At 73.6% G+C, this 19,909-nt stretch carries 20 protein-coding genes and 1 pseudogene; 11 read left to right on the top strand and 10 right to left on the bottom strand.

The genetic code is table 11. The features are described from left to right. Positions 1 to 293: 293 nt before the first annotated feature. Positions 294 to 1,289 carry a bile acid:sodium symporter gene (locus CFLA_RS02125; protein ID WP_013115671.1) on the bottom strand — a complete coding sequence of 332 codons (996 nt, stop codon included), beginning with the start codon at positions 1,287 to 1,289 and terminating at the stop codon, positions 294 to 296. A gap of 148 nt (positions 1,290 to 1,437) precedes the next feature. Between CFLA_RS02125 and CFLA_RS02120 the strand changes: the two genes are divergently transcribed. The 3 genes from CFLA_RS02120 to CFLA_RS02110 all read left to right on the top strand — a co-directional run bounded on the left by CFLA_RS02120 (position 1,438) and on the right by CFLA_RS02110 (position 2,927). After that, positions 1,438 to 2,205, top strand: coding sequence for a MerR family transcriptional regulator (locus tag CFLA_RS02120; protein WP_013115670.1), 768 nt, complete (start codon positions 1,438 to 1,440; stop codon positions 2,203 to 2,205). 81 nt (positions 2,206 to 2,286) lie between these two features. Next, complete coding sequence (locus tag CFLA_RS02115; RefSeq protein WP_043598700.1) at positions 2,287 to 2,592, top strand: hypothetical protein; 306 nt, start codon at positions 2,287 to 2,289, stop codon at positions 2,590 to 2,592. After that, the gene (locus CFLA_RS02110; RefSeq protein WP_013115669.1) at positions 2,589 to 2,927 is read left to right on the top strand and encodes a rhodanese-like domain-containing protein; all 339 of its coding nucleotides are present in this window, start codon (positions 2,589 to 2,591) and stop codon (positions 2,925 to 2,927) included. Before CFLA_RS02115 ends, CFLA_RS02110 begins: the two co-directional genes overlap by 4 nt. A gap of 471 nt (positions 2,928 to 3,398) precedes the next feature. Here the strand turns inward: CFLA_RS02110 and CFLA_RS02105 are convergent, their stop codons facing one another. Both CFLA_RS02105 and CFLA_RS02100 read right to left on the bottom strand, forming a co-directional pair. Continuing rightward, the gene (locus tag CFLA_RS02105; protein WP_013115668.1) at positions 3,399 to 3,821 is read right to left on the bottom strand and encodes a pyridoxamine 5'-phosphate oxidase family protein; all 423 of its coding nucleotides are present in this window, start codon (positions 3,819 to 3,821) and stop codon (positions 3,399 to 3,401) included. Further along, positions 3,818 to 4,345, bottom strand: coding sequence for an AAA family ATPase (locus CFLA_RS02100; protein WP_013115667.1), 528 nt, complete (start codon positions 4,343 to 4,345; stop codon positions 3,818 to 3,820). The genes CFLA_RS02105 and CFLA_RS02100 overlap by 4 nt, the downstream gene beginning before the upstream one ends. A 179-nt stretch (positions 4,346 to 4,524) precedes the next feature. Between CFLA_RS02100 and CFLA_RS02095 the strand changes: the two genes are divergently transcribed. Both CFLA_RS02095 and CFLA_RS02090 read left to right on the top strand, forming a co-directional pair. Continuing rightward, positions 4,525 to 4,803, top strand: coding sequence for a hypothetical protein (locus CFLA_RS02095; protein WP_013115666.1), 279 nt, complete (start codon positions 4,525 to 4,527; stop codon positions 4,801 to 4,803). A gap of 465 nt (positions 4,804 to 5,268) precedes the next feature. Then, the gene (locus CFLA_RS02090) at positions 5,269 to 5,847 is read left to right on the top strand and encodes a RidA family protein (RefSeq protein ID WP_245530286.1); all 579 of its coding nucleotides are present in this window, start codon (positions 5,269 to 5,271) and stop codon (positions 5,845 to 5,847) included. A 77-nt stretch (positions 5,848 to 5,924) separates the two neighbouring features. Here CFLA_RS02090 and CFLA_RS02085 read toward each other — a convergent pair whose 3' ends face one another. From CFLA_RS02085 to CFLA_RS02075, 3 genes are all read right to left on the bottom strand, one after another. Continuing rightward, on the bottom strand, positions 5,925 to 6,932 hold the full coding sequence (locus CFLA_RS02085; protein WP_013115664.1) for a DUF4232 domain-containing protein: 1,008 nt from the start codon (positions 6,930 to 6,932) through the stop codon (positions 5,925 to 5,927). A gap of 156 nt (positions 6,933 to 7,088) precedes the next feature. Then, positions 7,089 to 7,847 carry a hypothetical protein gene (locus tag CFLA_RS02080; RefSeq protein WP_013115663.1) on the bottom strand — a complete coding sequence of 253 codons (759 nt, stop codon included), beginning with the start codon at positions 7,845 to 7,847 and terminating at the stop codon, positions 7,089 to 7,091. 15 nt (positions 7,848 to 7,862) lie between these two features. Next, positions 7,863 to 11,105 (bottom strand): coiled-coil domain-containing protein, encoded by a 3,243-nt coding sequence (locus CFLA_RS02075; RefSeq protein ID WP_043598695.1) that lies wholly within the window; start codon positions 11,103 to 11,105, stop codon positions 7,863 to 7,865. Positions 11,106 to 11,537: 432 nt separating this feature from the next. Here CFLA_RS02075 and CFLA_RS02070 point away from each other — a divergent pair. Then, a pseudogene (locus tag CFLA_RS02070) lies at positions 11,538 to 12,190 on the top strand (P-loop nucleotide/nucleoside kinase family protein). Positions 12,191 to 12,259: 69 nt separating this feature from the next. Here CFLA_RS02070 and CFLA_RS02065 read toward each other — a convergent pair. Beyond that, positions 12,260 to 12,691: a hypothetical protein gene (locus CFLA_RS02065; RefSeq protein WP_013115660.1), complete on the bottom strand. Its 432-nt coding sequence runs from the start codon at positions 12,689 to 12,691 to the stop codon at positions 12,260 to 12,262. Then, the gene (locus CFLA_RS02060) at positions 12,681 to 12,872 is read right to left on the bottom strand and encodes a helix-turn-helix transcriptional regulator (protein WP_013115659.1); all 192 of its coding nucleotides are present in this window, start codon (positions 12,870 to 12,872) and stop codon (positions 12,681 to 12,683) included. Before CFLA_RS02060 ends, CFLA_RS02065 begins: the two co-directional genes overlap by 11 nt. A 105-nt stretch (positions 12,873 to 12,977) precedes the next feature. Here CFLA_RS02060 and CFLA_RS02055 point away from each other — a divergent pair, with 105 nt between their 5' ends. The 5 genes from CFLA_RS02055 to CFLA_RS02025 all read left to right on the top strand — a co-directional run bounded on the left by CFLA_RS02055 (position 12,978) and on the right by CFLA_RS02025 (position 18,960). After that, positions 12,978 to 13,667 carry a hypothetical protein gene (locus tag CFLA_RS02055; RefSeq protein WP_013115658.1) on the top strand — a complete coding sequence of 230 codons (690 nt, stop codon included), beginning with the start codon at positions 12,978 to 12,980 and terminating at the stop codon, positions 13,665 to 13,667. A gap of 203 nt (positions 13,668 to 13,870) precedes the next feature. After that, the gene (locus tag CFLA_RS20805; protein WP_245530285.1) at positions 13,871 to 16,330 is read left to right on the top strand and encodes a molybdopterin oxidoreductase family protein; all 2,460 of its coding nucleotides are present in this window, start codon (positions 13,871 to 13,873) and stop codon (positions 16,328 to 16,330) included. An 855-nt stretch (positions 16,331 to 17,185) separates the two neighbouring features. After that, positions 17,186 to 17,563 (top strand): hypothetical protein, encoded by a 378-nt coding sequence (locus tag CFLA_RS02035; RefSeq protein WP_013115655.1) that lies wholly within the window; start codon positions 17,186 to 17,188, stop codon positions 17,561 to 17,563. Between the two features lie 64 nt (positions 17,564 to 17,627). Then, positions 17,628 to 18,275: an HAD-IA family hydrolase gene (locus CFLA_RS02030; protein WP_013115654.1), complete on the top strand. Its 648-nt coding sequence runs from the start codon at positions 17,628 to 17,630 to the stop codon at positions 18,273 to 18,275. A gap of 127 nt (positions 18,276 to 18,402) precedes the next feature. Next, complete coding sequence (locus tag CFLA_RS02025) at positions 18,403 to 18,960, top strand: SMI1/KNR4 family protein (protein ID WP_013115653.1); 558 nt, start codon at positions 18,403 to 18,405, stop codon at positions 18,958 to 18,960. A 24-nt stretch (positions 18,961 to 18,984) separates the two neighbouring features. Here the strand turns inward: CFLA_RS02025 and CFLA_RS02020 are convergent, their stop codons facing one another. Then, positions 18,985 to 19,224: a DUF7660 family protein gene (locus CFLA_RS02020; protein WP_052302658.1), complete on the bottom strand. Its 240-nt coding sequence runs from the start codon at positions 19,222 to 19,224 to the stop codon at positions 18,985 to 18,987. Positions 19,225 to 19,308: 84 nt separating this feature from the next. Continuing rightward, complete coding sequence (locus tag CFLA_RS02015; RefSeq protein WP_013115651.1) at positions 19,309 to 19,890, bottom strand: hypothetical protein; 582 nt, start codon at positions 19,888 to 19,890, stop codon at positions 19,309 to 19,311. Between the last annotated feature and the right edge of the window lie 19 nt (positions 19,891 to 19,909).

Here is a 19,909-nt window from a genome sequence, read left to right as displayed (position 1 = left end):
CAGAGAAGATCTGGACAAGAACATGAGACGACTCGGGTCTCACCCGCTTGTCCATCCGCAGGTCGGCGCTTACTGCTCGGACAACAAGCACGAGTTCCTACAACGACCTCGTCGACCGGTCCCGATCCCGCGGCAAGACGCGCCGATCCCGCGGCAAGACGCCCCGATCCCGCGGCAAGACGCCCCGATCCCGCGGCATGGTGTGGGTTTGCACCGGGGCTGTCACTTTCGCGCCGACCTGTCATAGGCGTGGCGTTCTTCGCGTCGTGTGGCGTGAGTGCCCGTCGGGGCAGTCAGGGCGTGCCGGTCAGCACCGTCGGTGTCGGGTGACTGGTGGGTGTCAGTCGCGGGACGAGGCGAACCAGGACAACCATCGCGACGAGCTCGACGAGGGTCTGGGTAACGACGGCGAGTGGCGCGATCGCGAGGGAGGCGGGCAGCGCCAGGGCGAGCGGGAGGACGACCAGGGAGTTGCGGGTCGCGGTGGCGAACATGACCGCGCGGGTGGCGGGGACGTCGAGCCGAGTCAGCCGGCCGGCGAGCAGGCCGACGGCGACGGCCAGCACGACGAACGCCACGTAGAGCGGCACCACGCGCACGAGCTCGGTGACCTGGTCGCCGACGGCGGCGATCTGGGATCCGATCACGACGGCGAGGGTGGCCATCATCAGCGGCACCATCGCTTGGGCTGTGACGGACTCGGTCACCTGCCCGGCCCGGTGCCGGCGAGCGAGCGCCTGGACGGCGGCGGCTGCTGCCAGAGGCAGGACGATGAGCACGAGGAACGCTTCGACGAACGGGCCGACGTCGACCACGGACAGGACGTCACCGCCGGCGAACAGGTAGAGGTAGCCGGGCAGCAGCAGGATCTGGGCGACCATGAGCAGCGGTGCGGCTGCGAGCAGGCGGGCCCGCGCTCCGCCGGCCAGTCCGGTGAACACGATGACGTAGTCGATGCACGGGGTGAGCAGCACGAGCAGGACGCCGAGCAGCAGTCCGCGGTCGTCGGCGACGAACCGGGACAGCCCGTAGACGACCGCCGGGACGACCACGAAGTTCGCGACGAGGACGGTGGCGAGGAAGCGGACGTCGCGGAACGCGCGTCCGACCTCGATCAGCGGCACGCCGAGGAAGGTCGCGAACAGCAGCAGCGCCAGGACCGGGTTGATCGTGTGCTCGAGCTCGGGCCCGAGGCCGGGGGCAGCCAGCCCGAGGACGGCGCCGGCAGCGATCGCCGCCACATACAGCGGGATCTGCTTCTCGTCCCACCACTGCACGGCACGGCCCATGGCCAGCGTCCTCCCACGTCCCAGGCGTTCATGCACCCGCGAGAGCGGGGCGCGCTCACAGCATGCCTGAGTCGGGCCGCGGCGCTGGCGGATGGCGGCTGATGCGGCGCTTGACCTTCGATCCGGGTCGAAGGTTTACGGTCACGGCATGACCTACCGCATCGCTGCAGCAGCCGAGCTGGTCGGGGTGCCGGCGACGACGTTGCGCTACTACGAGGACATCGGCCTCATCGAGCCGCCGACGCGCGGCGGGAACGGGTACCGGACCTACGACGACGCCGACCTGGCGCGACTGCGCTTCATCACCGCGACGAAGAACCTGGGCATCCCGCTGGCCGACGTCGCGGAGCTGGTGAAGGCCTACGACGTCGAGGACTGCTCGACGGTCGCTCACCAGGTCGTGGAGATGGTCGCCCAGCGCCTCGCCGAGACCCAGACCCTGATCGGGGAGCTCGTCGCGCTGGCCGCGCAGCTGCAGACGGTCGCTGCTCGCCTGGCCGAGGCTCCCGCGGCCGGCCCGTGCGGCGACGGATGCCCGTGCGCGACCGCCGCACCGGCGCCCCTGGCCGACCGGCGCACGTTCGTGCCGCTCACGCGGGGGCCGGCTCCTGCGTCGGATGAGCCGGTGATCGCGTGCTCGTTGGACGCCGGGTCGGTCCCCGACCGGATCTCGGACTGGCAAGCCCTCGTCGCCCGGGCCACGTTGCGAGAGCACGTCGCCGGGGGCATCGCGCTGACGTTCTCGGCGTCGCCGGCTCTCGCCGCGGAGGTCGCCCGGTTGGCCGCAGCGGAACAGGACTGCTGCACGTTCTTCACCTTCACCATCCAGATGACCACCGGCCAGGTCCGCCTCGAGGTCCAGGCGCCCCCCGGCGCCGCAGACGTCGTCGCCGCCATGTTCGGCATCGCCCCCTAGCCGCACTGGATCCACCACGACCGGCCACCCGTCCTGGGTTCTGGCCGCGATGCCCCCTGCCCGGACCCGAGAAGGAGAGTCATGAACGCCCCGACCCTGCACGACCACGACACCGCCACCCCGAAGAGCGCGATGAAGAAGAAGGGCGCGCTGGCCGGGATCGGCGTGGTCCTGGCCTGTGCCATCGCCTGCTCGCTGCCGCTGATCGCCGCCGGCGGGCTCGTCGCGGGCCTCGGCGCCTTCCTCGCCGGCGGCGAAGCCGTCGCGCTCGGGGTCGCGCTCCTCGTCGGCGCCGTGATCGGTGTCGGCCTGTGGCTGCGTCGGCGGCGGGCCGCGGCCGCCAGCGCCTGCGGCACCAGCTGCGGCTGCGGTGGTGGTTGCGGATGACGCGCACCGTCACGCGCGACGAGCTCGTCCAGCTCGTCGAGGACGACGCCGCGGTCCTCATCGAGGCGCTGCCCGCAGCTCACTACGCCCGCGAGCACCTGCCCGGCGCGATCAACGTGCCCGGGGAACTCACGCCGGGCGAGGCATCGCGCATCGCACCGGACCCGCGACGCACCGTCGTCGTCTACTGCTCCGGGCCCGGCTGCGGGCGCTCGAAGGTCACCGCCGCCGCGCTCCAGCGCCTGGGCTACAGCGACGTCCGGGTCTACACCGGCGGCAAGGCCGACTGGTACGCCGCCGGCCTACCGCTCGAGCGGTCCACCGCCGCGAGCTGAGCGGCCCGCGCAGGACGCACCCCGTGACCTTCCTGCGATCCCTGGCCCGGCTCCGTGCGCCGTCAGGTTCACGAGGATTCGGACAGGAAGGTGAGAACGCGGCTGTCTCGCGTTCGTGTCGCCAAGCAGGTCACGGTGCCGAGCACCGGACAGGCTGTGTGAGTTCCTACAGCACCCCTTGTGCTTTCTGGCCACGCCGTCGTCTACGACGACCACGGCCCCGCGGCTGCACCACTATCAGGGACGCCACTGGCGGAACCTGGTGGCACCTGGTGGCTGGGGCGGATCAGCGAGACGAGACTCGGGCATCCCGCGGTGCCCGACTGAGGATTCGGACAACCACGTGAGACGCACGCCGCCTGACGTACTCGTCCCACAGCAGGTCAGACCGGCGAGCGTCGGACAACTGTGACGAGTTCCTACACCGAGGGTCATCGGCATGACGGGTCGATCGGCCCCGGGCGCCGTCGGTCAGTACGCGAAGCTGCGGACGTCGTCCGGGTGCAGGACGATCCGCAGCTGCTCGTCCGCGAGGATCCCCGCGAGGTCCTGCGCACGGACCGGGTCGCCCAGGTCCCAGTACCGGGCGGCGAGCCGCTTCGCGAGGTCGTGCGCACCGTCGGGCTCGATCGTCACGTGCCCCGAGACCGACACCCAGTGCTCACGTTCCCCGACCGGCGCAGCGACGACGAGCGACGCGCGCGGGTCCTTGCGCAGGCGGCGAACCTTGAGGGCGCCGGCCTCGGTGAACAGCTGGACGGTGCCGTCGTCGGCGAGCTCGAACCACACCGGCCGCGGCTGGGGCGGCACGGGCCCCGCCGCGACGGTGAGGAACCCGTGCAGCGGCCGGCGCAGCAGCGTGACGTCGGCGTCGGTCAATCGCGTGTCGCTCATGCGCTCCTCGTCCTCTCTGCGGCAGTGACGACAGCGGCCGCCACCTCGTGTGCCGCACGGCCCTCGGTGTCGACCTGCGGGCCGAGCGCTGCCAGGCGGTCGGCGACCTCGAAGTAGCGGGATGCCTGATCGAGTCGCCAGCTCCGGGCCCCAGGGTCGTCCGTGTCGTTCTCGATGCGGTCGACCAGAGCCTCGTGCGAGGCGTGCAGCGTCACGTGGACGACCTCGTGACCCGCCGCGCGCAGACCGCCCAGGATCTCGTCCGCGTAGTCCGCGCGCAGCAGGGTCATGGGGACGACGAGCGTCGGCGTCCGCCGGGCCGCTCGGTGGGCACCGTGGACCACGCCTCTGCGCCAGACCGGACGGTCCTGGAAGTCGCCCGGACGAACACGACCCACCGTGCGTCGGATCAACCAGCCGAGTCGTTCGGGGTTGTACTGGCGGGCCTGCGAGTCACCCTGGAGCAGCAGGCGGGCACACGTCGACTTGCCCACGCCGAACGGCCCGTTGAGCCAGAGGATCATCCTCGGGACCGTAGCAGGGCAGGGCTGTCCCCTGCGGGGCACCCCGTCCTGGCCGACGTACCCGAGGTCCTGCACCATCGGATGACACACCGCTCCCGCAGCCGTCGACGTCGGCCGTCGTGGCGGTAGCGCCATCGTCGGCGCCGTCGTCGGCAGGAGCCGGGTCCTAGGCTGCCGGCATGGCGGACTGGACCGAGGACGAGTACGTCCGGTACCTGCAGGACGAGCGGCGCCGCTACGCGTGGGTGAGGCAGCGTCACGGGAATCTCGATGCGGTCCAGGCGGAGATCGCGGCCGCCCACCGGTACCCCTTCGAGGCGGTCGAGGCACCTCACCGAGGACTCGTCTTCCATGACGAAGCATGGCACTGGGCGATGCGGGACATCCACGGCGACAGGTACTGGATCTCGCACCCACATCTCGTCGAACCGTCGGCGGAGTACGAGGCGCTCGACTGAACGCCGGCGCGGCCGGTCTCGTTGCGTTCGGGCCAGGCTCTCGTACCCCGTGCTGCGCCACTTCCGGGCCGACGCGCCGAACCGGTGTGGCACTGGGACATCACCGGACACCCCACCGGCGCAGGAGGACATGGCTCCGCCGGTGGACGTTCAACGAGCCGGGTGCGCCGTCGGGCGCGCGACCGCTAGGTTGCCGCCATGCCCGGCCCCCGGCGCGGACGACCCGCGCTCCTGACCGCGCTGACCGTCGGCGCCTGGCTCACGGTCACGAGGGGAGCACCCTGGTGGTGCACCGCCCTCATCGTGGCGGGCGCAGCCTCCCTGGCGGCGGCATGGTGGCAGCAGGACTGTACGAACCGGCGCCCACGGACGCCGGCGCCTCCGCCGCCGCCACCTCGCCCGACACCGCCTGCACCTGACGCACGGGTGATCCGGCCGTCCGAGGACGACGACGACCGACGACCGGTGGACGTCGAGCTGAGCATCGCGGTCCACAGGTCGATGGGCCGCGACGCCGGACGAGAGCTGCGCCTGGCGCCGGACGAGCGGCCCGGTGAGGTCGACCCGCCCTGGACGCGCCGGGAGCTCGAGGCGGCGGTGTCCCACATGAGCCGCGAGGTCGGGAGGGTCGCCCTGGAGCCCGGCGCGAGCGTCGGGCAGGACGCCTCGCGCATCTGCCGGCACCTGACGGATCTCTACCCCGCGCTCGCGGACGACGCACTGCGGGTCGGCGCCTGGGTCAGCGTGGCCGGAACCACGGCCGCCGGCCCGGACGGCGCTCCCGTAGGTGGTGACGACATCGCCGAGCAGACGCGGGAAGCCGTCCGACGCATCGAGGCGGCCCTCGAGCAGGTCGGAGCCGGCCTGGGCGACGTGGTCCGCACCCGCATGTACGTGACCGACATCAGCCGTTGGGAGGAGGTCGGTCGGGCGCACGGGGAGTTCTTCGCCGACGTCCGGCCTGCGTCCTCGATGGTCGAGGTCAGCGCGCTGATCGACCCCCGCCTCCTCGTCGGGGTCGAGGCGGACGCGGTCCTGGGCTGACCCTCGGGTTCACGGCCGACCCCGGGACCCGAGGACAAGTGCAGGGCGACCGGCGCCGAGCAGCGTCGCGCCCGTACCTATGCCGCAGGGCCGCCGTCCACGACGAACGGGACTGCCTCACCCGTGCGACCGACCTGCACCGACCACTGCGCGGGCGCGGCGAGCACGGGCTCGACGGCCGACCACGGCAGTCGCGCACCGACCGCGTCGCCGGGTCGCAGGGCCGCGACCTGCCCGGGCTCGAGGTGGTCGAGGCGCGCCGCCACCAAGCCGTCGCTCTCGCGCTGGAGGCTGGACGCGTGCGGCACGGTGCACGGCCGCAGGCCGATGTGCGTCAGCCACACCAGACCGGTGGGCGCCTCCTCGTCGCGTGCGCCGCTCCCCGAGGACGAGTGCGGCCCGTCCACGGTCGCGACGAGGTCCTCGGCCGGGCAGGCGTCCCAGGTGCCCGGCTCCAGGGCCGGCTCGTCCGTGTGGGACGGGCCGTACCCGACCGGCTGCCACGGCCCGACGGTCATGGCTGCACCGTCGACCACGTCGAACGGCGCCTCGAGCCCCGGCGGTCCGGGCAGGGCGGTGACCACGGAACCGTCCGCCACGCCGACGCCGAGGGTCTGCGGGGTCGTGGGGTCCGCGGCGGCCCCGTGGCCGGGCCAGGCGAGCTGCGCCACCGCCGACGCGCGCGGCTCGAGGCGCACCTCAGCCGGCGCGTCGCCCGTGGGCGGCAGGTCCGACGGGTGCTCGAGGACGAGGGTGAGCGGGCCGTCCTGGTCGAGGGTCAGCGGCGGCGTGCCCGCGAGCGTGCAGGCCCGGGCGGTGCGGTTCACCGCACGCACGCGCGCCAGGCCGTCGCCCATGGCGCGTTCCACGGCCTCGACAGCGACGTCGAGGTCCGCCGCTCCGCACGGCGGCGCGGTGCCCTCCGAGACCGGCGGCGCCGGCAGCGCCGGCCCGGGACCCGCGAGGCGCACGTCGGACGACGCAGACGCCCCCGACGAGCCGGCCTCGCCCTGCGACGCGACGAGCAGACCGACGACGGCGACGAGCGCCGCGACACCGAGGGCGAGGGGCTTGGCTCCGTCCATGCCCGCACGCTCCCACGGTGCGCACCGCAGCCACCCGCAGCGCACGGACACCACGTGGAACGTTCACCACACTCCCGCGACCTCCTGCCCGTCGCGATCGACGTCGAGCACGACGGGACGTCTCCACGCCGACCTGCCGGTCGCCGGCGTCGACCGTCAGAGGAGAGCCGGCGGATCTCCGTCCAGGTCGATGCCGTGCTCGGTGACGGCCCCGGGGAACGCAAGACGAGCCTGCTCCTCCAGCTCCCACCGCCCTCCGAGCGCGAGGGTGGCGCTGCGCGCGGCCCCGAGGAACGCGTTGAGCCGGGGCGTGTGCCGCAGAGCGAGCGGGCGGTTGTCGTGCCGCCGCTCGGCGTCGGACGTCGGTGCGAGGAGCCCGACGACGTACGGGTACCAGAGATCGCTGCGCAGCGCGAAGCGCACCTCCGTGCGACGTCGGGACCGTCCGCCGGTGCCGCGGACGTCCACCTCGGTCCCGCGCACGTCGATCGGCGGGCAGTCGACCATGTGGCCTGCCCCCTCGTCGAGGAGAGTCGGGTGCAGTCGCCGCAGCAGCGCGCCGAGGTTCTCGACAGGTCGGTCGACGACGACGCCGCCCTCGACGTAGGCGAGCGTCGCGGTCACCCGGAGCCGGCGCCCGTCGACGACACGCGTGCCTGACGTGGCGAAGTGGCCGAGGTCGACGACGCCGTCGCGGTCGAACCGGCGCCCGAGATGCTCGGCGAAGGGGCCGTCGCGTTCGACCCGGAAGCCCGCGAGCGGCGCCTCGAGCACCTCGTAGACGGCCTCGCGCTCACCTGCCGCCAGGATCGTGCGGAGCCATCCGAGCAGGGCCGGCGCGTCGTCCCGCACCGCCGTCAGGTCCGCGACCCACGTCACGAGGTCGTCGCCCGAGGTGACCCAGAGGTTGTCCATCGCCCGATCACCCTGTCAGAACTCGCCGGGGGTGTACACGTGGGTGCCCGTGCCGTTCGTGACGTGGACGCGGTCCACGCCTCGGAGCACCGCGGCGTCCACGCCGTCGTTGCGCAGCGCCTCGAGGAGCGCGGCACGTTCGAGGGGGAACATCGCGTTCGCCGGGTTCTCGATCCGGATGTCGGCGATGCGGGCGTAACCCGCGGGGGGCACCTCGCCGGACTCCCCACGGAGCTGGCTCGCCGCCTTCTCGAGGTTCACGGTCACCGGGTTGACGGCGTCGGGTCGGGACGCGCCCGTCACGACCTTCTGCTGGAGGGCCTCGCGCGCACCGTGGTCGATGACGTCCGCCCCGCTCGCCGCGCCGTCCTCGGTGCGCGCCTCACCGGACTGCTCGAGAGCCACACGCCCGCTCTCGGACCGGCGGGCCGCCTCCTGGAGGCTCACCAGCTTGCCACGCTGACCGGCCCGCACCTCCAGCTCGACCTCCCGCAGGAACGCGCGCAACCCGGCCGGGTTCTCCAGGTTGCCGCTGGTCGCCAGCTGACGGACCTCGGCGATCGCCCCGATGCGCTGCGCGATCATCGCCGCGTCCGTGGCGACGGCGTCGCTCACGCCCGTCCGGGCGAGCCCGTCGACGATCTCCACGCCGGGCACGCCGAGCTGGTCGACGAGCAGCACGACCTCCTCCGGTCCCCGGCGCGCGAGCAGCCGTGCCAGCACGCCCGAGCGGGACAGGGCCTCGGCCTCCGGGAGCCTGCCCAGCGCCGCCGCGTCCTGCAGGACCTGCATCGCGACGCCCTCGGTGACGCCGGCCCGCGTGAGCGCATCGAGCAGGGACAGACCGAGGGCGCCGTGGTCGCTCGCCGCGAGCGCCACGCGCTCACCGTCGAGGCCGCGGGAGAGGAGCGCCTCGAGCACGGCCGGGTCCGCCCGGCTGTCGCGCATCATTTCGACGGTGTCCGCGCTGAGCCGGAAGCGCTCGCCGAGCCGGGCGTACGCATCGGGCACGACGGCCGGCTCGTCCACCACGGGTTCGTCGGTGACGGGTCGCCGTTCGCCGGGACGCCGGAACAGGTCCGCGATCGACTCCACGACCCCCCGGCCACGAGCGGTGAGGCCCTCGCCGATCGGCCCGGCACGCTTGGCGACGCTGCGGAACAGCAGGATCGTGGCGATCGTGAGGACGCCCTCGGTGATGCGCTCCGCACGCTGCTGAGGACTCAACCCCTCGAACGAGACGAAGTCGTAGCCGCTGACCCCTTCGAGGAGCTGCGTGACGCCGAACGCGCCCCCGACGGACAGCACGGTGATGCCGAGCGCAGCGCCGATGTCGACGTACCAGGGTTGGTCTCCCCAGACGCGTCGGTACTGCGCCCACCGGTCGGCGATCCCGGTGACGACCGCGTACACGAGCAGGCAGAGCCCAGCGACCGCGAGGGCGATCAGGAAGCCCTTGACGGAGAGCACGACGAGACCGAGCGCGAGGAGCAGCCCGAACACCCCGAGGGTCAGGACGAGGAGGAACAGGAGACCTTCGCCGAACTTCTTGATCGCGTTCCAGATGCCCGCGCCGATCTGCTCCCAGATCGACGCCTCGGCGGCCTCGGCCCCCTCGCGTGCGGCGTCGTCCAGCTGCTGCGGCGCCCGCATCTCGGCAGCGCGGTGCCCAGCGAGCTGGTCGCCGACGTTCGTCTCGATCTCGCCCACGGTCTGCTCACGCTGCTCGGCCCAGGTCCCCGTCGCTGTCCGGACCTGCTCGTCGAGACCGCCGACGTACTGGTCCGTCGCCCCGGCATGCGCCTCGGCCAGCTCGGCGAGCGCGGTCCCGGTCGCGCTGTCGGTCGCGCTCTGCGCGGCGTCGAAGGCCTCGCCCGCCGACCCGAGCAGTGCGGTCGCCTGTGCGTCGACGACGCCGTGGCCCCCATCGAGGGCCTGGCCGAGCCCTCCGACGTGGGAACCGAGCTGGCGGCGTGCCGCGTCGGCGGCCGCGGTGAGACCGGTCGTCGTCTGCGCCCGCGCACCCTGCAGCTCGGCGCTCACCTGCTCGCCGAACTCGTCGAGGTCGTCGCGTGCCGGGCGACCACGGCCGGGCGACGACGCGAGAGCCGCCACGGCCGACCGGGCGCCCGTCGCCAGCTCGACCACCGCGTCCTGCTCGGCGTGGTCGATGCCGGACCTCGCGTCGGCGCCGGTCGCCTGGACGGCGTCCAGCGTCTGCCGGCCGGCTGCCTGGACCTGCGCGACCGCGGCGGTACGCAGCCCGTCGAGCGCCGACTGTGCCTGCCGTCCGACCGCGGTCAGCCGCACCGCCTGGTCGGAGCCCATCCCGGAGATCTGGTCGGCCGTCGTCCCGGCCGCGTCCGTCAGGCTGCGCTCGACCTCCGCCGTGCTGGTGCCCAGCTCCTGCGCCAGATCGGCACCGGCGTGGCGGATCGACGTCGCCAGCTCGGTGGCCGTCCGGCGGGCCTCGGCCCCGAGGTCGCGGCTCTTGGCCGCCATGTCAGCGGCGACCTCGTGCGCCGTCCCGGTGACCGCCTCGTGCACCGCGTCGCGCACGTCGGCGTCGCCGGGGTAGGCGGCCGCCTTCTGCCGAGCGGTGGCCGTGATGCGACCCTCGATCTCGGCTGACGTCTCGACGGCGCGCTGCGACTGCTGTGCGCCGCCGTCCTGCGCCAGGTTCGCCTGCTCCGTCGCTGCCCGCGTCGCCTCGCCACGCTTCGCCGTGACCCTCTGCTGGAGCTGCTGCCGCGCCGGACCGGCCGACGCGCGCGCCCGGGCACTCTGTGCAGCCGTCACCGCCTCGAGTGCACCTGTCGCGGCCCTCGCTCGCTGCGAGACCTCCGCCTTGCGTCCTGCGACGAGGCCGCCCAGCGCGGAGACCTCGGTCGCGGTACGCGTCCTCACCTCGGCGGCGCGGGCCAGGACGTCCGCGTCGACCTGGGCACGCAGGGTCGCCGCGGTCGTCCGCACGACCGCCTGCTCGGCGAGCGCCGCCTGCTGGATCCGTGCGGCGGGCGCCGCGAGGTCCGGGCGGTCTGCGACCCCACCGAGGTCCACCACCGGCTCGCCGTCGAGGTGACCGCCGGCGTCGGCGCCGGGACGCCGGGTGGGCCCGGGGACCGTGGCGGCGTCCGGCGGGCGTGCCGGGACGGCGTCCGGCGTCGCGGGGGGCCGGTCCCCGGCAGCTGTGCCCCGACCGCCCGCCAGCAGCGCGGCGACCTGCTTGTTCCCGACCGCCTGCTGGAGGCCGAGCACCGCGGACGGGGCCAACGGCGCGCGGGGCGCAGTCGTCGCGGGGGGCCGCACCGGGGGACGGGCCGGTGCGGGTGGACGAACCGGGGGACGGTCCGCCGCACGCGCCCGCGGCTCCGCGTGACGCTCCGGGGCCGACGGCGCGGTCGGCTCGCGCGCCGATGCCGGCCTGCCCGCCATGCGCTGCCTCCGTCCCCGCCAGGATCACCACGTTGGCGGGCGACCCGGTCGGGGTGCCGGTCGCACGGGCCGGCGTCAGGGCAGCCCACGGCGCCCGATGGGGCACGCCCCGGCGGCCACCCAGGCGTCCCGCCGAGTGGCGCGGCGCCGGTGCGACCGGGTCGCGTACGACGGGGGGAAGGTCGTCGGGCGGCACCCCGTCGTGCGACGTACCGGTGGTCGACACCCTTGACGACCGATACGTCGCCGCCTGGAATGGGCCACGTCGTCGCCAGGGACGTCACACGCTTCACCCGCAACCTGCTCGCGACGGCAGGCCCGCGCGGGGACGGAGGACCGATGTGCCCCACCCTGTTCCTCATGGTCGGCCTGCCGGGGACGGGCAAGACGACGGAGGCGCGGCGCATCGAGGCCGAAGTGGGAGCACTGCGTCTGTCGAAGGACGAGTGGGTCAAGGCCCTCTACGGATCGCGAACCCCCGGTCCGCGACCGCCGTCATCGAGGGACGGCTGATCGCGATCGCGCTGCGCGCCCTCGAGCTCGGCGTCGACGTGGTGCTCGACTTCGGCCTCTGGAGCCGGGACGAGCGTTCCTCGTTACGGCACGCCGCAGCGGAGCGCGGGGCCGACACGCGGTTGCGCCACCTCGTCCTCGACCCGGGCGAGCAGCGCCGGCGGATCGACCGCCGCCAGGCCGACGAGCCGCACACGACGTGGCACATGTCGGACGAGGAGCTGGCGGCCTGGGCCGCGGCGTTCCAGGTCCCCAGCCGGGGCGAGACCGACGGCAGCGAACCCGTCGACGACCCTCCCGTGGGGTTCGCCACGTGGGACGAGTGGCGCAGCCACCGCTGGCCGTCGTCCGTGGGCCCGGGCGCGCACGGGACGTCGGCAACGTCCGAGCACTGAGTCGGCGTCGAGCCGGCGCACGGTGCGGCACTCGTGGCCCGCCGGCGGGCGCCTGGGCCGGACCCGCGGTCAGCTCCGGCGGGCGATGACGACGAAGGCCACGGCCCCGACGACGACCTGGGTCGTCAGCAGGAGCACGAGCACCATCTCGACCGGCGCCCCGAAGGCGATGGCGATCGCCCCGGCGCTGGTGATCGGCAGGGTGGCCAGGCCGAGCACGGCCAGGGCCCGGGTGAGGACGGCGTCGTCGCGCTCGTCGCCCGTCTGGGTCCAGGCCCGCTCGAACGTCGTGGCATGCGGGGGCCGGCGGGTCGCGCGCCAGAGCATGAACAGCGCGCCGACCGTCCCCACCGCGGCGCCCTGGAGGACCCCGCGGCCCATGTTGCCCGGCCCGTGCTCCTGGAGCAGCAGGCCGACGACGATGATCAGGGCGATCCCCGCCACGTAGACGGCGGCGGCCGCCGCGGCTCGACGGACGATCGGGGAACGGTCAGTCGACATGGAAGATCTCCTCGACGGCGCGCTGGAACTGGCGGGCGATGGCGATGGCGAGCGGGAGCGAGGGGTCGTAGCGCCCCGTCTCGATCGAGTTGACGGTCTGGCGCGAGACCCCGAGCGCCTCGGCCAGCTCGCGCTGCGAGAGACCGGCGGCGAGCCGCAGCTCTCGGACGTCGTTCTCCATGGCCACCTCAGATGTCAAGCGTCCTTGTCAGGACAAGGATGCTTGACTGGATGCGCCGGTGTCAAGCACCCTTGACAACCTGACGCCCGCGAGAGGATCGCCCTCATGCACGTGCAGCCCGGCACCAGTCACCGACGCGGCAGCCTCACGGTGACGGAGCACGCGCGGCTCCGCGTCGACGCCCGCGTCGGGTCGCTCGTCGCGACGCGCACGCACCGGCTCGCCACCGAGGTGCTCGACGCCCGCCGCAACACGCTCCGAGCGCTCGAACGGCAGGGCTACGTGCACGTCGGCGAGCGGGCCTGGCTCGACGAGGTCCGCACGACCGACCCGACCCTGCGCTACGCCGACTGGGTCCGGCGGACACTCGACGGCCTGGGCCTGCACTGGGCACCGAGCAGCCCGGGCGACGAGCCCGACGCCGGTGCATGGGCCGACGGACTGCTCCTGTGGTCCGCGGTGCTCGACGCGCCCGCGCTGCGGCTCGCGCACGTCGACCACCCCGGCTTCGAGCCGCCGGACGACGAGTTCGAGGTGCGCGTCGCAGGGACCGCCGACGGGCCGCTCCCCGCCCACCTCGTCACCGCGTTCGAGGCGCTGCACGACCTCGAGTACACGCTCGCGACCCTGCACCGGCCGGACGGGTACGGTCCCGACGCACCGGTCGGGATCGAGGCCACGAACGCGGTCGACCCTGCGCGGTGGTCACTGCTCGCGATCTCCGAGCACGGCGCCGACCTGGCGTACGCGGTGGACCCACCGGCCACCGGCGGGCCGCCCTGGTACGTCGTCTAAGGACGCGCCGCGTGGAGGTGCGGGCCGGACCGCCGACCAGCGCATCGTCCCAGTCGGCTCGCTGGGCGAGATGCAGGATCTCCGTCCTGGCGATGGCTGCTGCGGCCTCCGGACGATGGGCGTTGCTCTGACGCGTCCGCCCTGAAACGCGGCGGTTACGCCGCGGCGGACCGTGCGTAACCGGAGCACCACACCATCGAGCGATGAGGCCGGAGCTCGCGTCGCCGACGGCCGTGCCGGGCACCGAACCGGTCCGGACGGTGGCGACGCACTGCCCGTACTGCGCGCTGCAGTGCGGCATGGAGCTCCACGTGTCGCGCCGCCCGGGGCACGAGCGACCCGACGTGCGGCTGACCCCGGCGGACTTCCCGACGAACCGAGGCGGACTGTGCGCCAAGGGCTGGTCGGCGGCCGACCTGCTCGCGCACCCCGAGCGGCTCACGACCCCGCTCGTGCGGACCTTCGCCGGTGACCGCTCCTCGGCGCTGCGGGAGGCGACGTGGGACGAGGCGCTCGACGCCGTCGCCGCGGCCGTCCGGGCGACGCAGCGGCGGTACGGCCGCGACGCGGTCGGGTGCTTCGGCGGCGGCGGCCTGACCAACGAGAAGGCGTACCTGCTGGGCAAGTTCGCCCGGACGGTGCTGCGGACGCGCTCGATCGACTACAACGGCCGCTGGTGCATGTCGTCGGCCGCGGCCGCCGCCACCCGCACGTTCGGGATCGACCGCGGGCTGCCGTTCCCCGTCGCGGACCTGGCCCTGGCCGACGTCCTGCTCCTGGTCGGCGCGAACCCGGCCGAGACCATGCCGCCGCTCGTCCAGCACCTGGAAGCCGGCCGCGAGCGCGGTGCCCGGCACGTGGTCGTCGACCCGCGCACCACGGCCACGGCGCGCGCGGCGCACCTGCACCTGCAGCCGCGCCCCGGCACCGACGCCGCCCTGGCCAACGGTCTGCTGCACCTGGTGGTGCGCCGGGGCTGGGTGGACGAGGAGTACGTCGCGGCGCGGACGATGGGGTTCGAGACGGTCCGCGAGTCGGTGACCGGGTACTGGCCGGACCGGGTGGAGCGGATCACGGGCGTCCCCGCGCGTGACCTGGAGGCGGTCGCGGAGCTGCTGGGGACGGCGGCCACCGCGATGGTGGTGACGGCACGGGGCGCCGAGCAGCACGCGTCGGGGACGGCGACCGCGCAGGCGTTCGTCAACCTGGCGCTCGCGCTCGGGCTGCCGGGGCGCCCGGGTTCGGGGTACGGGACGCTCACCGGTCAGGGCAACGGGCAGGGCGGGCGCGAGCACGGGCAGAAGGCCGACCAGCTGCCCGGGTACCGCAAGCTCGCCGACCGCGCGGACCGCGCCCACGTCGCGGGAGTGTGGGGCGTCGACCCGACGCGCCTGCCGGGGCCGGGGGTGTCCGCCACCGAGATGCTGCGCGCTCTCGGCACCTCCGGCGGGGTGCGGACGCTGCTGCTGCTCGCGTCGAACGTCGGCGTGTCCGCTCCCGACGCGGGCCGGGTCACCGACCGGCTCGACGCGCTCGACTTCCTCGTCGTCGCCGACCTGTTCCTCTCCGAGTCGGCGGCCCGGGCGGACGTGGTGCTGCCCGTCGCGATGTGGGCCGAGGAGGACGGCACGGTCACCCTGGCAGTACTCGAACCGCGACCGCCTCGACGGGTACGACGGCCAGGAGTCGTTCATCGACATGAACGTCTTCGACGGCGACCTCGACGACCTGCGCGCCCTGCGGTAGGCCGGGCGCAGGGGCGCGGACGGTCGTCACCCGACGACCTGGGCGAGTCCCCGGACCCAACGCGGCGACGGACGACCCTCGCCGTCAGGCGGGCCTCCGCGAGCGCCACCGGCGAGGGCCGTCCCCCGGGCTCAGTGCGTCAGGTCGACGCCGAACTGCATCTGGCCCCGGTTCGGGCCGAGGCACTGACCCCTGGCTGGGTCAGCCGGGCGGAGCGCAAGGTCGAGGGATCCGAAGCCGGAGAGCGGACTGCCCGGCGACGGCACGTAGTTGAAGTGATACGCGAAGACCGAGGTCTGCGGGTTCAGCGCCAGATGCGGATCGGTGTTGTTGAAGGCAGGGGACGCGGTCAGGTTGTAGGCGGAGCTGTTCGTCGGGCCCAGCGCGGCAGGGCGGATGGCTCCGTTGTTCAGCTCGACGAACTTGTCCGAGCTCGTGTACGTCGCGCACTCGGCCGGGACAGGGCCGCAGAGGTCGGTCGCGCTGACGGCGGTGCGGAACCAGTGCATCCCGCTGTCGAGGACACCTTGCGTCGGGCACCCGCCGTACAGCCCGTTCTGGACGGGACGTTCGCAGGTCGGATTGATGAGCAGGGCCATGCCACCGGCGTCACCGGTGAAGTTCACGTCAGCGGACGCGCCCAGCGTGGTGGTGATGTTGAAGGCGGTCGGGGTCAGGGAGTACGACGGGGACCACGTCAGCTGCGCGGTGACGCCGTTGCGGCCGACGAAGTCCGTCGTGGCGCCGTCCGCCCGCCACAGCGTCGCCTGGTAGCTCCGGACGATCCTGCCGGACTCCAGCACGGGAGTATTCACCACGCGCGGTCCGGCACCGTTCTTGTAGGTCCAGTAATGGCCACCGCTGGCTTCCGGGCGGTCCCAGATCTCGACGTGGAGCCCGCGGTAGCCGCGCGGTGAGTTCGGCGACAGGAAACCGCTGTACGGGTACACGACGCTCCGATAGTGGCCGTCGGTCAGCGCCCCCGTGAAGTTGCCGGCGGCGTCGATCGGCCAGAGCCCCCGCAGGACCCCGGGCGACGTGGTGACGTCGATCCATCCGAGCCACTGCGTGTTGGCGAAGAACCGGTCGTCCGGGTTGAGGATGTTGCCCTCGGCCGCTGCGTCCGTCGCGTTGAGCAGCGCCATGAGTTGCGTCGGTGCCAGACCGGAGCAGTTGTCGAACTTCACGGTGTTGTCCGGAACGGCTTGGTCCGGCACGCACACCGCTGACGCCTCGGCGGCCGTGGACACACCGACCCCGAGGACAGACGCGACAAGCGTGACAGCTGCGCCGAGCCGCCACGTCCGGGCTCGCCAGGTTCTCGACATTCATCCTCCTGCTGTTCTGCGGCTTCACCGATTTGCGGAGCCGCGACCAACATAGTGATCAGCAGCTCGAGCCCCGAGACGTCGACCGCCGCGGCGCCCGCCGTCAGCTCGGCCCCTCGAGGCAGGACGCCTCTGGTCCGATCCCGTGGGACGACGCCTGACGGCTCGGGACGACGCAGGGTCACTGGGCAGGACAGCGCGGAGAGCCGGCACTCTGGGTTCGCGCTGCGCCTCCCGTGAGCGCGTCGCCGCGGTCGCAGCCGCACGTCCGCGGCAGTCGGACCTGGGACCGCCGGGAAGAGGGAGCGGACGGTCGTCACCCGTCGATCTGGACGAGTCCCGGACCCGTCGGGTGCCGGCTGAGCGCGCGGCGGTGGGAAGAAGGGGACGAGTTCCTCCAGCCCCATGGGCGGTCACGTCCTGGCAGGCGGCAGGATCTACGCCATGGCCCGACTTCGCGTGACCGCCACCGAGGTCCGCGTCCGGATGAGCTGGCTCGAGCGGCGCGGCGCCTTCTACTGGCGCCCCGCGCCACGTGCTGCACGCGATGCGATCACCGGCGTCCGCGTCATCGACAGGCCGACGCGGAGCAGGGTCGAGGAACTCATCGAGCCTCCGTTGCTCCTCCAGCTCATCGAGCGCCCGCTGTACACCAACGCGCCCGTCTGCAGGACGTGGGACGGACAGCCTGCGTTCGCAGAGACGTCTCGCTTCACGCCCGCCGTCGTGGTGGAGTTCGACGTCCAGCGCGTGCCGTGGGCGCTGTGGGTCGTCTCCGATCGCGAGGCGAGGTCCGTCGCACGAGCGCTCGCTCACCCCTGAGCCCTGCCACCGCGCGACGACAGAGCAGACCGCGGCGCCGGGCAACGCCCGTAGGTTGCTCCGTATGCGCTTCGAGGTGGACGCGATCCTGTTCGACATCGACGGGACACTGGTGGACTCGACCGCTGCGGTCGGGCGCTCGTGGCGGGCGTGGTCCGCTGCCCGCGGGATCGACGCGGAGGAGGTGCTCCGGGTCTGCCACGGGCGTCGCTCGGAGGACACGGTGGCCGAGTTCCTGCCGAGCGGCCAGTGCGGCGCGGCGGTCGCCGAGCTGGAGCGTCTCGAGCTGGCGGACCTCGACGGCGTGATCGCGCTCCCCGCCACGGAAGAGCTCCTGTCGCGCCTCCCGTCCGGTCGATGGGCCGCGGTGACGTCGGGGTCGCAGTCGCTGATGCGTGCGCGGCTGGCCGCCGCAGGGCTCCCGGTGCCCGACGTGCTGGTGGCGGCGGAGGACGTCCGGCTGGGCAAGCCCGACCCGCAGGGATACCTGGACGCGGCCCGCCTGCTCGGCGTCGACCCTCGCCGGTGCCTCGTCGTGGAGGACGCACCAGCCGGCCTGGAGGCGGGACGTGCAGCGGGGGCGCACGTGCTCGGGGTGGCCACCTCGCACCCGGCCCACGCCCTGGACGCAGCGCACGTGGTCGTCCCCGACCTCGCGGCCTGCGTCGTCGAGGTGACCGTCGACGGCCTGCTCGTCAGCACCGCAGGCTGAGGGTCCGCCGACCCGAAGCCTTCACGCCTGCAGGAGGACCGCGCCGGACGGCACCGACGGGCCCGTCCACCACGAGCGGCGGACCCGGCTGGACGCGGACGCCCCCCCACCGTGGAAGCATGGCGGCATGGACGCGCCACGGACGCGCGGGCACTGGCTGGGCCTGGATCTGGACGCGCTCTGGACCGACAGCGACTGGTCCCGTGAGAGCTACACCGAGGGCCCGCCGGGCGAGGCTCTCGTCCGCGAGGTCGAGGCTCAGCTCGGCGTGCGCCTGCCGGACTCCTACGTCAAGCTGGCGCAGGTGCGCAACGGGGGCGCCCTGGCGCGGACGGCCTTCGTCGGTGACGGTCTCGGACGGGCGGACGACCTCGTGGAGGTCGTCGCCCTCTACGCGATCGGTCGCACGGCTCCCCACTCCTTGCTCGGGGCCTTCTCCACCTGGTTCTGGCGCGAGGAGTGGGGCTACCCCGACCTCGGGGTCGTCGTCGCCGACACACCGAGCGCGGGGCACGACCTCGTCATGCTCGACTACCGCCACTGCGGCCCGCGGGGCGAGCCCGCGGTGGTGCACGTCGACCAGGACTTGGACTACCGCGTCCTGGCCCTCGCGCCGGACTTCGCGACGTTCGTCCGGGGCCTCGTCGACGTCCACGCGCTGGGCGACCAGGGCGTCCTCCCGTGACCGTCGCGCGAGACGGCGGGCGCGTCACTCGTAGAACCGGGCTCCGCGAACGGCGTCAGCCACGACCGCCCAGGCGTCGTCCGGAACCGGCCGCCCGGAGTTGACGTACGCGTTCTCGATCGAGCCGAGCAACGCGGCGAACGCGTCCAGGAACGTCTCCAGGGTGCTGTTCTCCCAGGCCGCGTACGCTCGCAGCTCGGCGAGCAGCTCGTCGAGCGCATCGAGGACCTGGTCACGACCACGCAGCACGGGCTGGTTCTCCACGGACGCACGCTACCCACATCCGCCACGCAGGGGCCCGCAGGCGAGCGTCAGCCGGACGCGGCGCACGCCCGCCGGCACCCACCGTCAGCGCGGCCCGTCGAGGCAGGACAGTGCCAGAGCCTGGGCCTGTTGACCGCGCGCGAGCCTGTCACCCGTCCAGGAGACCTTGCTCCAGTCGACCGAACCCTTCGGCGCCTGCAGGGCGCGGCCGATGGCGATCCAGTCGGCGTCGACGGCACCGTCCGGCGCTGTCGTCAGGTAGCTGACGGGGTTGTACTCCGACGCGCCCCAGGAGTCGGAGTACGACCTCGCTGCGACGACCGACCACGTCCGGCTCGGGTCGTCGCCCGGGCCGACCTCGACCACGACGACGTCGGACGCGGGCAGGTCTTCTCGCACCCGGGTGCGCAGCCACCCGAGCACGTGCTCGTCGGGCGCGGCGCACGTCAGCTCCTCGGTACTGGCGGGGCCCGGGCCTGCCGTGACCGGGCCCGCGACGGTCGGCGTCGAGGTGGCCGTGACAGAACCGGCGACGGCCGGGGACGGGGACACGTCGGCAGCACTCGGGACGGGCGACGTCGTCCCCGGGGGCTCCGCCCCCGCGGTGCACGCCGACATCACGGCGACGACGACGAGGACGAACCCGCTCGCGAGACGCCGTTCCACCGAGAACCCCCGTGCTTAG

Origin of the sequence: Cellulomonas flavigena DSM 20109 (genome assembly GCF_000092865.1) — a bacterium.
GTDB classification, from domain to species: domain Bacteria; phylum Actinomycetota; class Actinomycetes; order Actinomycetales; family Cellulomonadaceae; genus Cellulomonas; species Cellulomonas flavigena.
The sequence above is the reverse complement of the archived record's forward strand: the minus strand, read 5'-3'. Positions and strand labels throughout refer to the sequence as shown.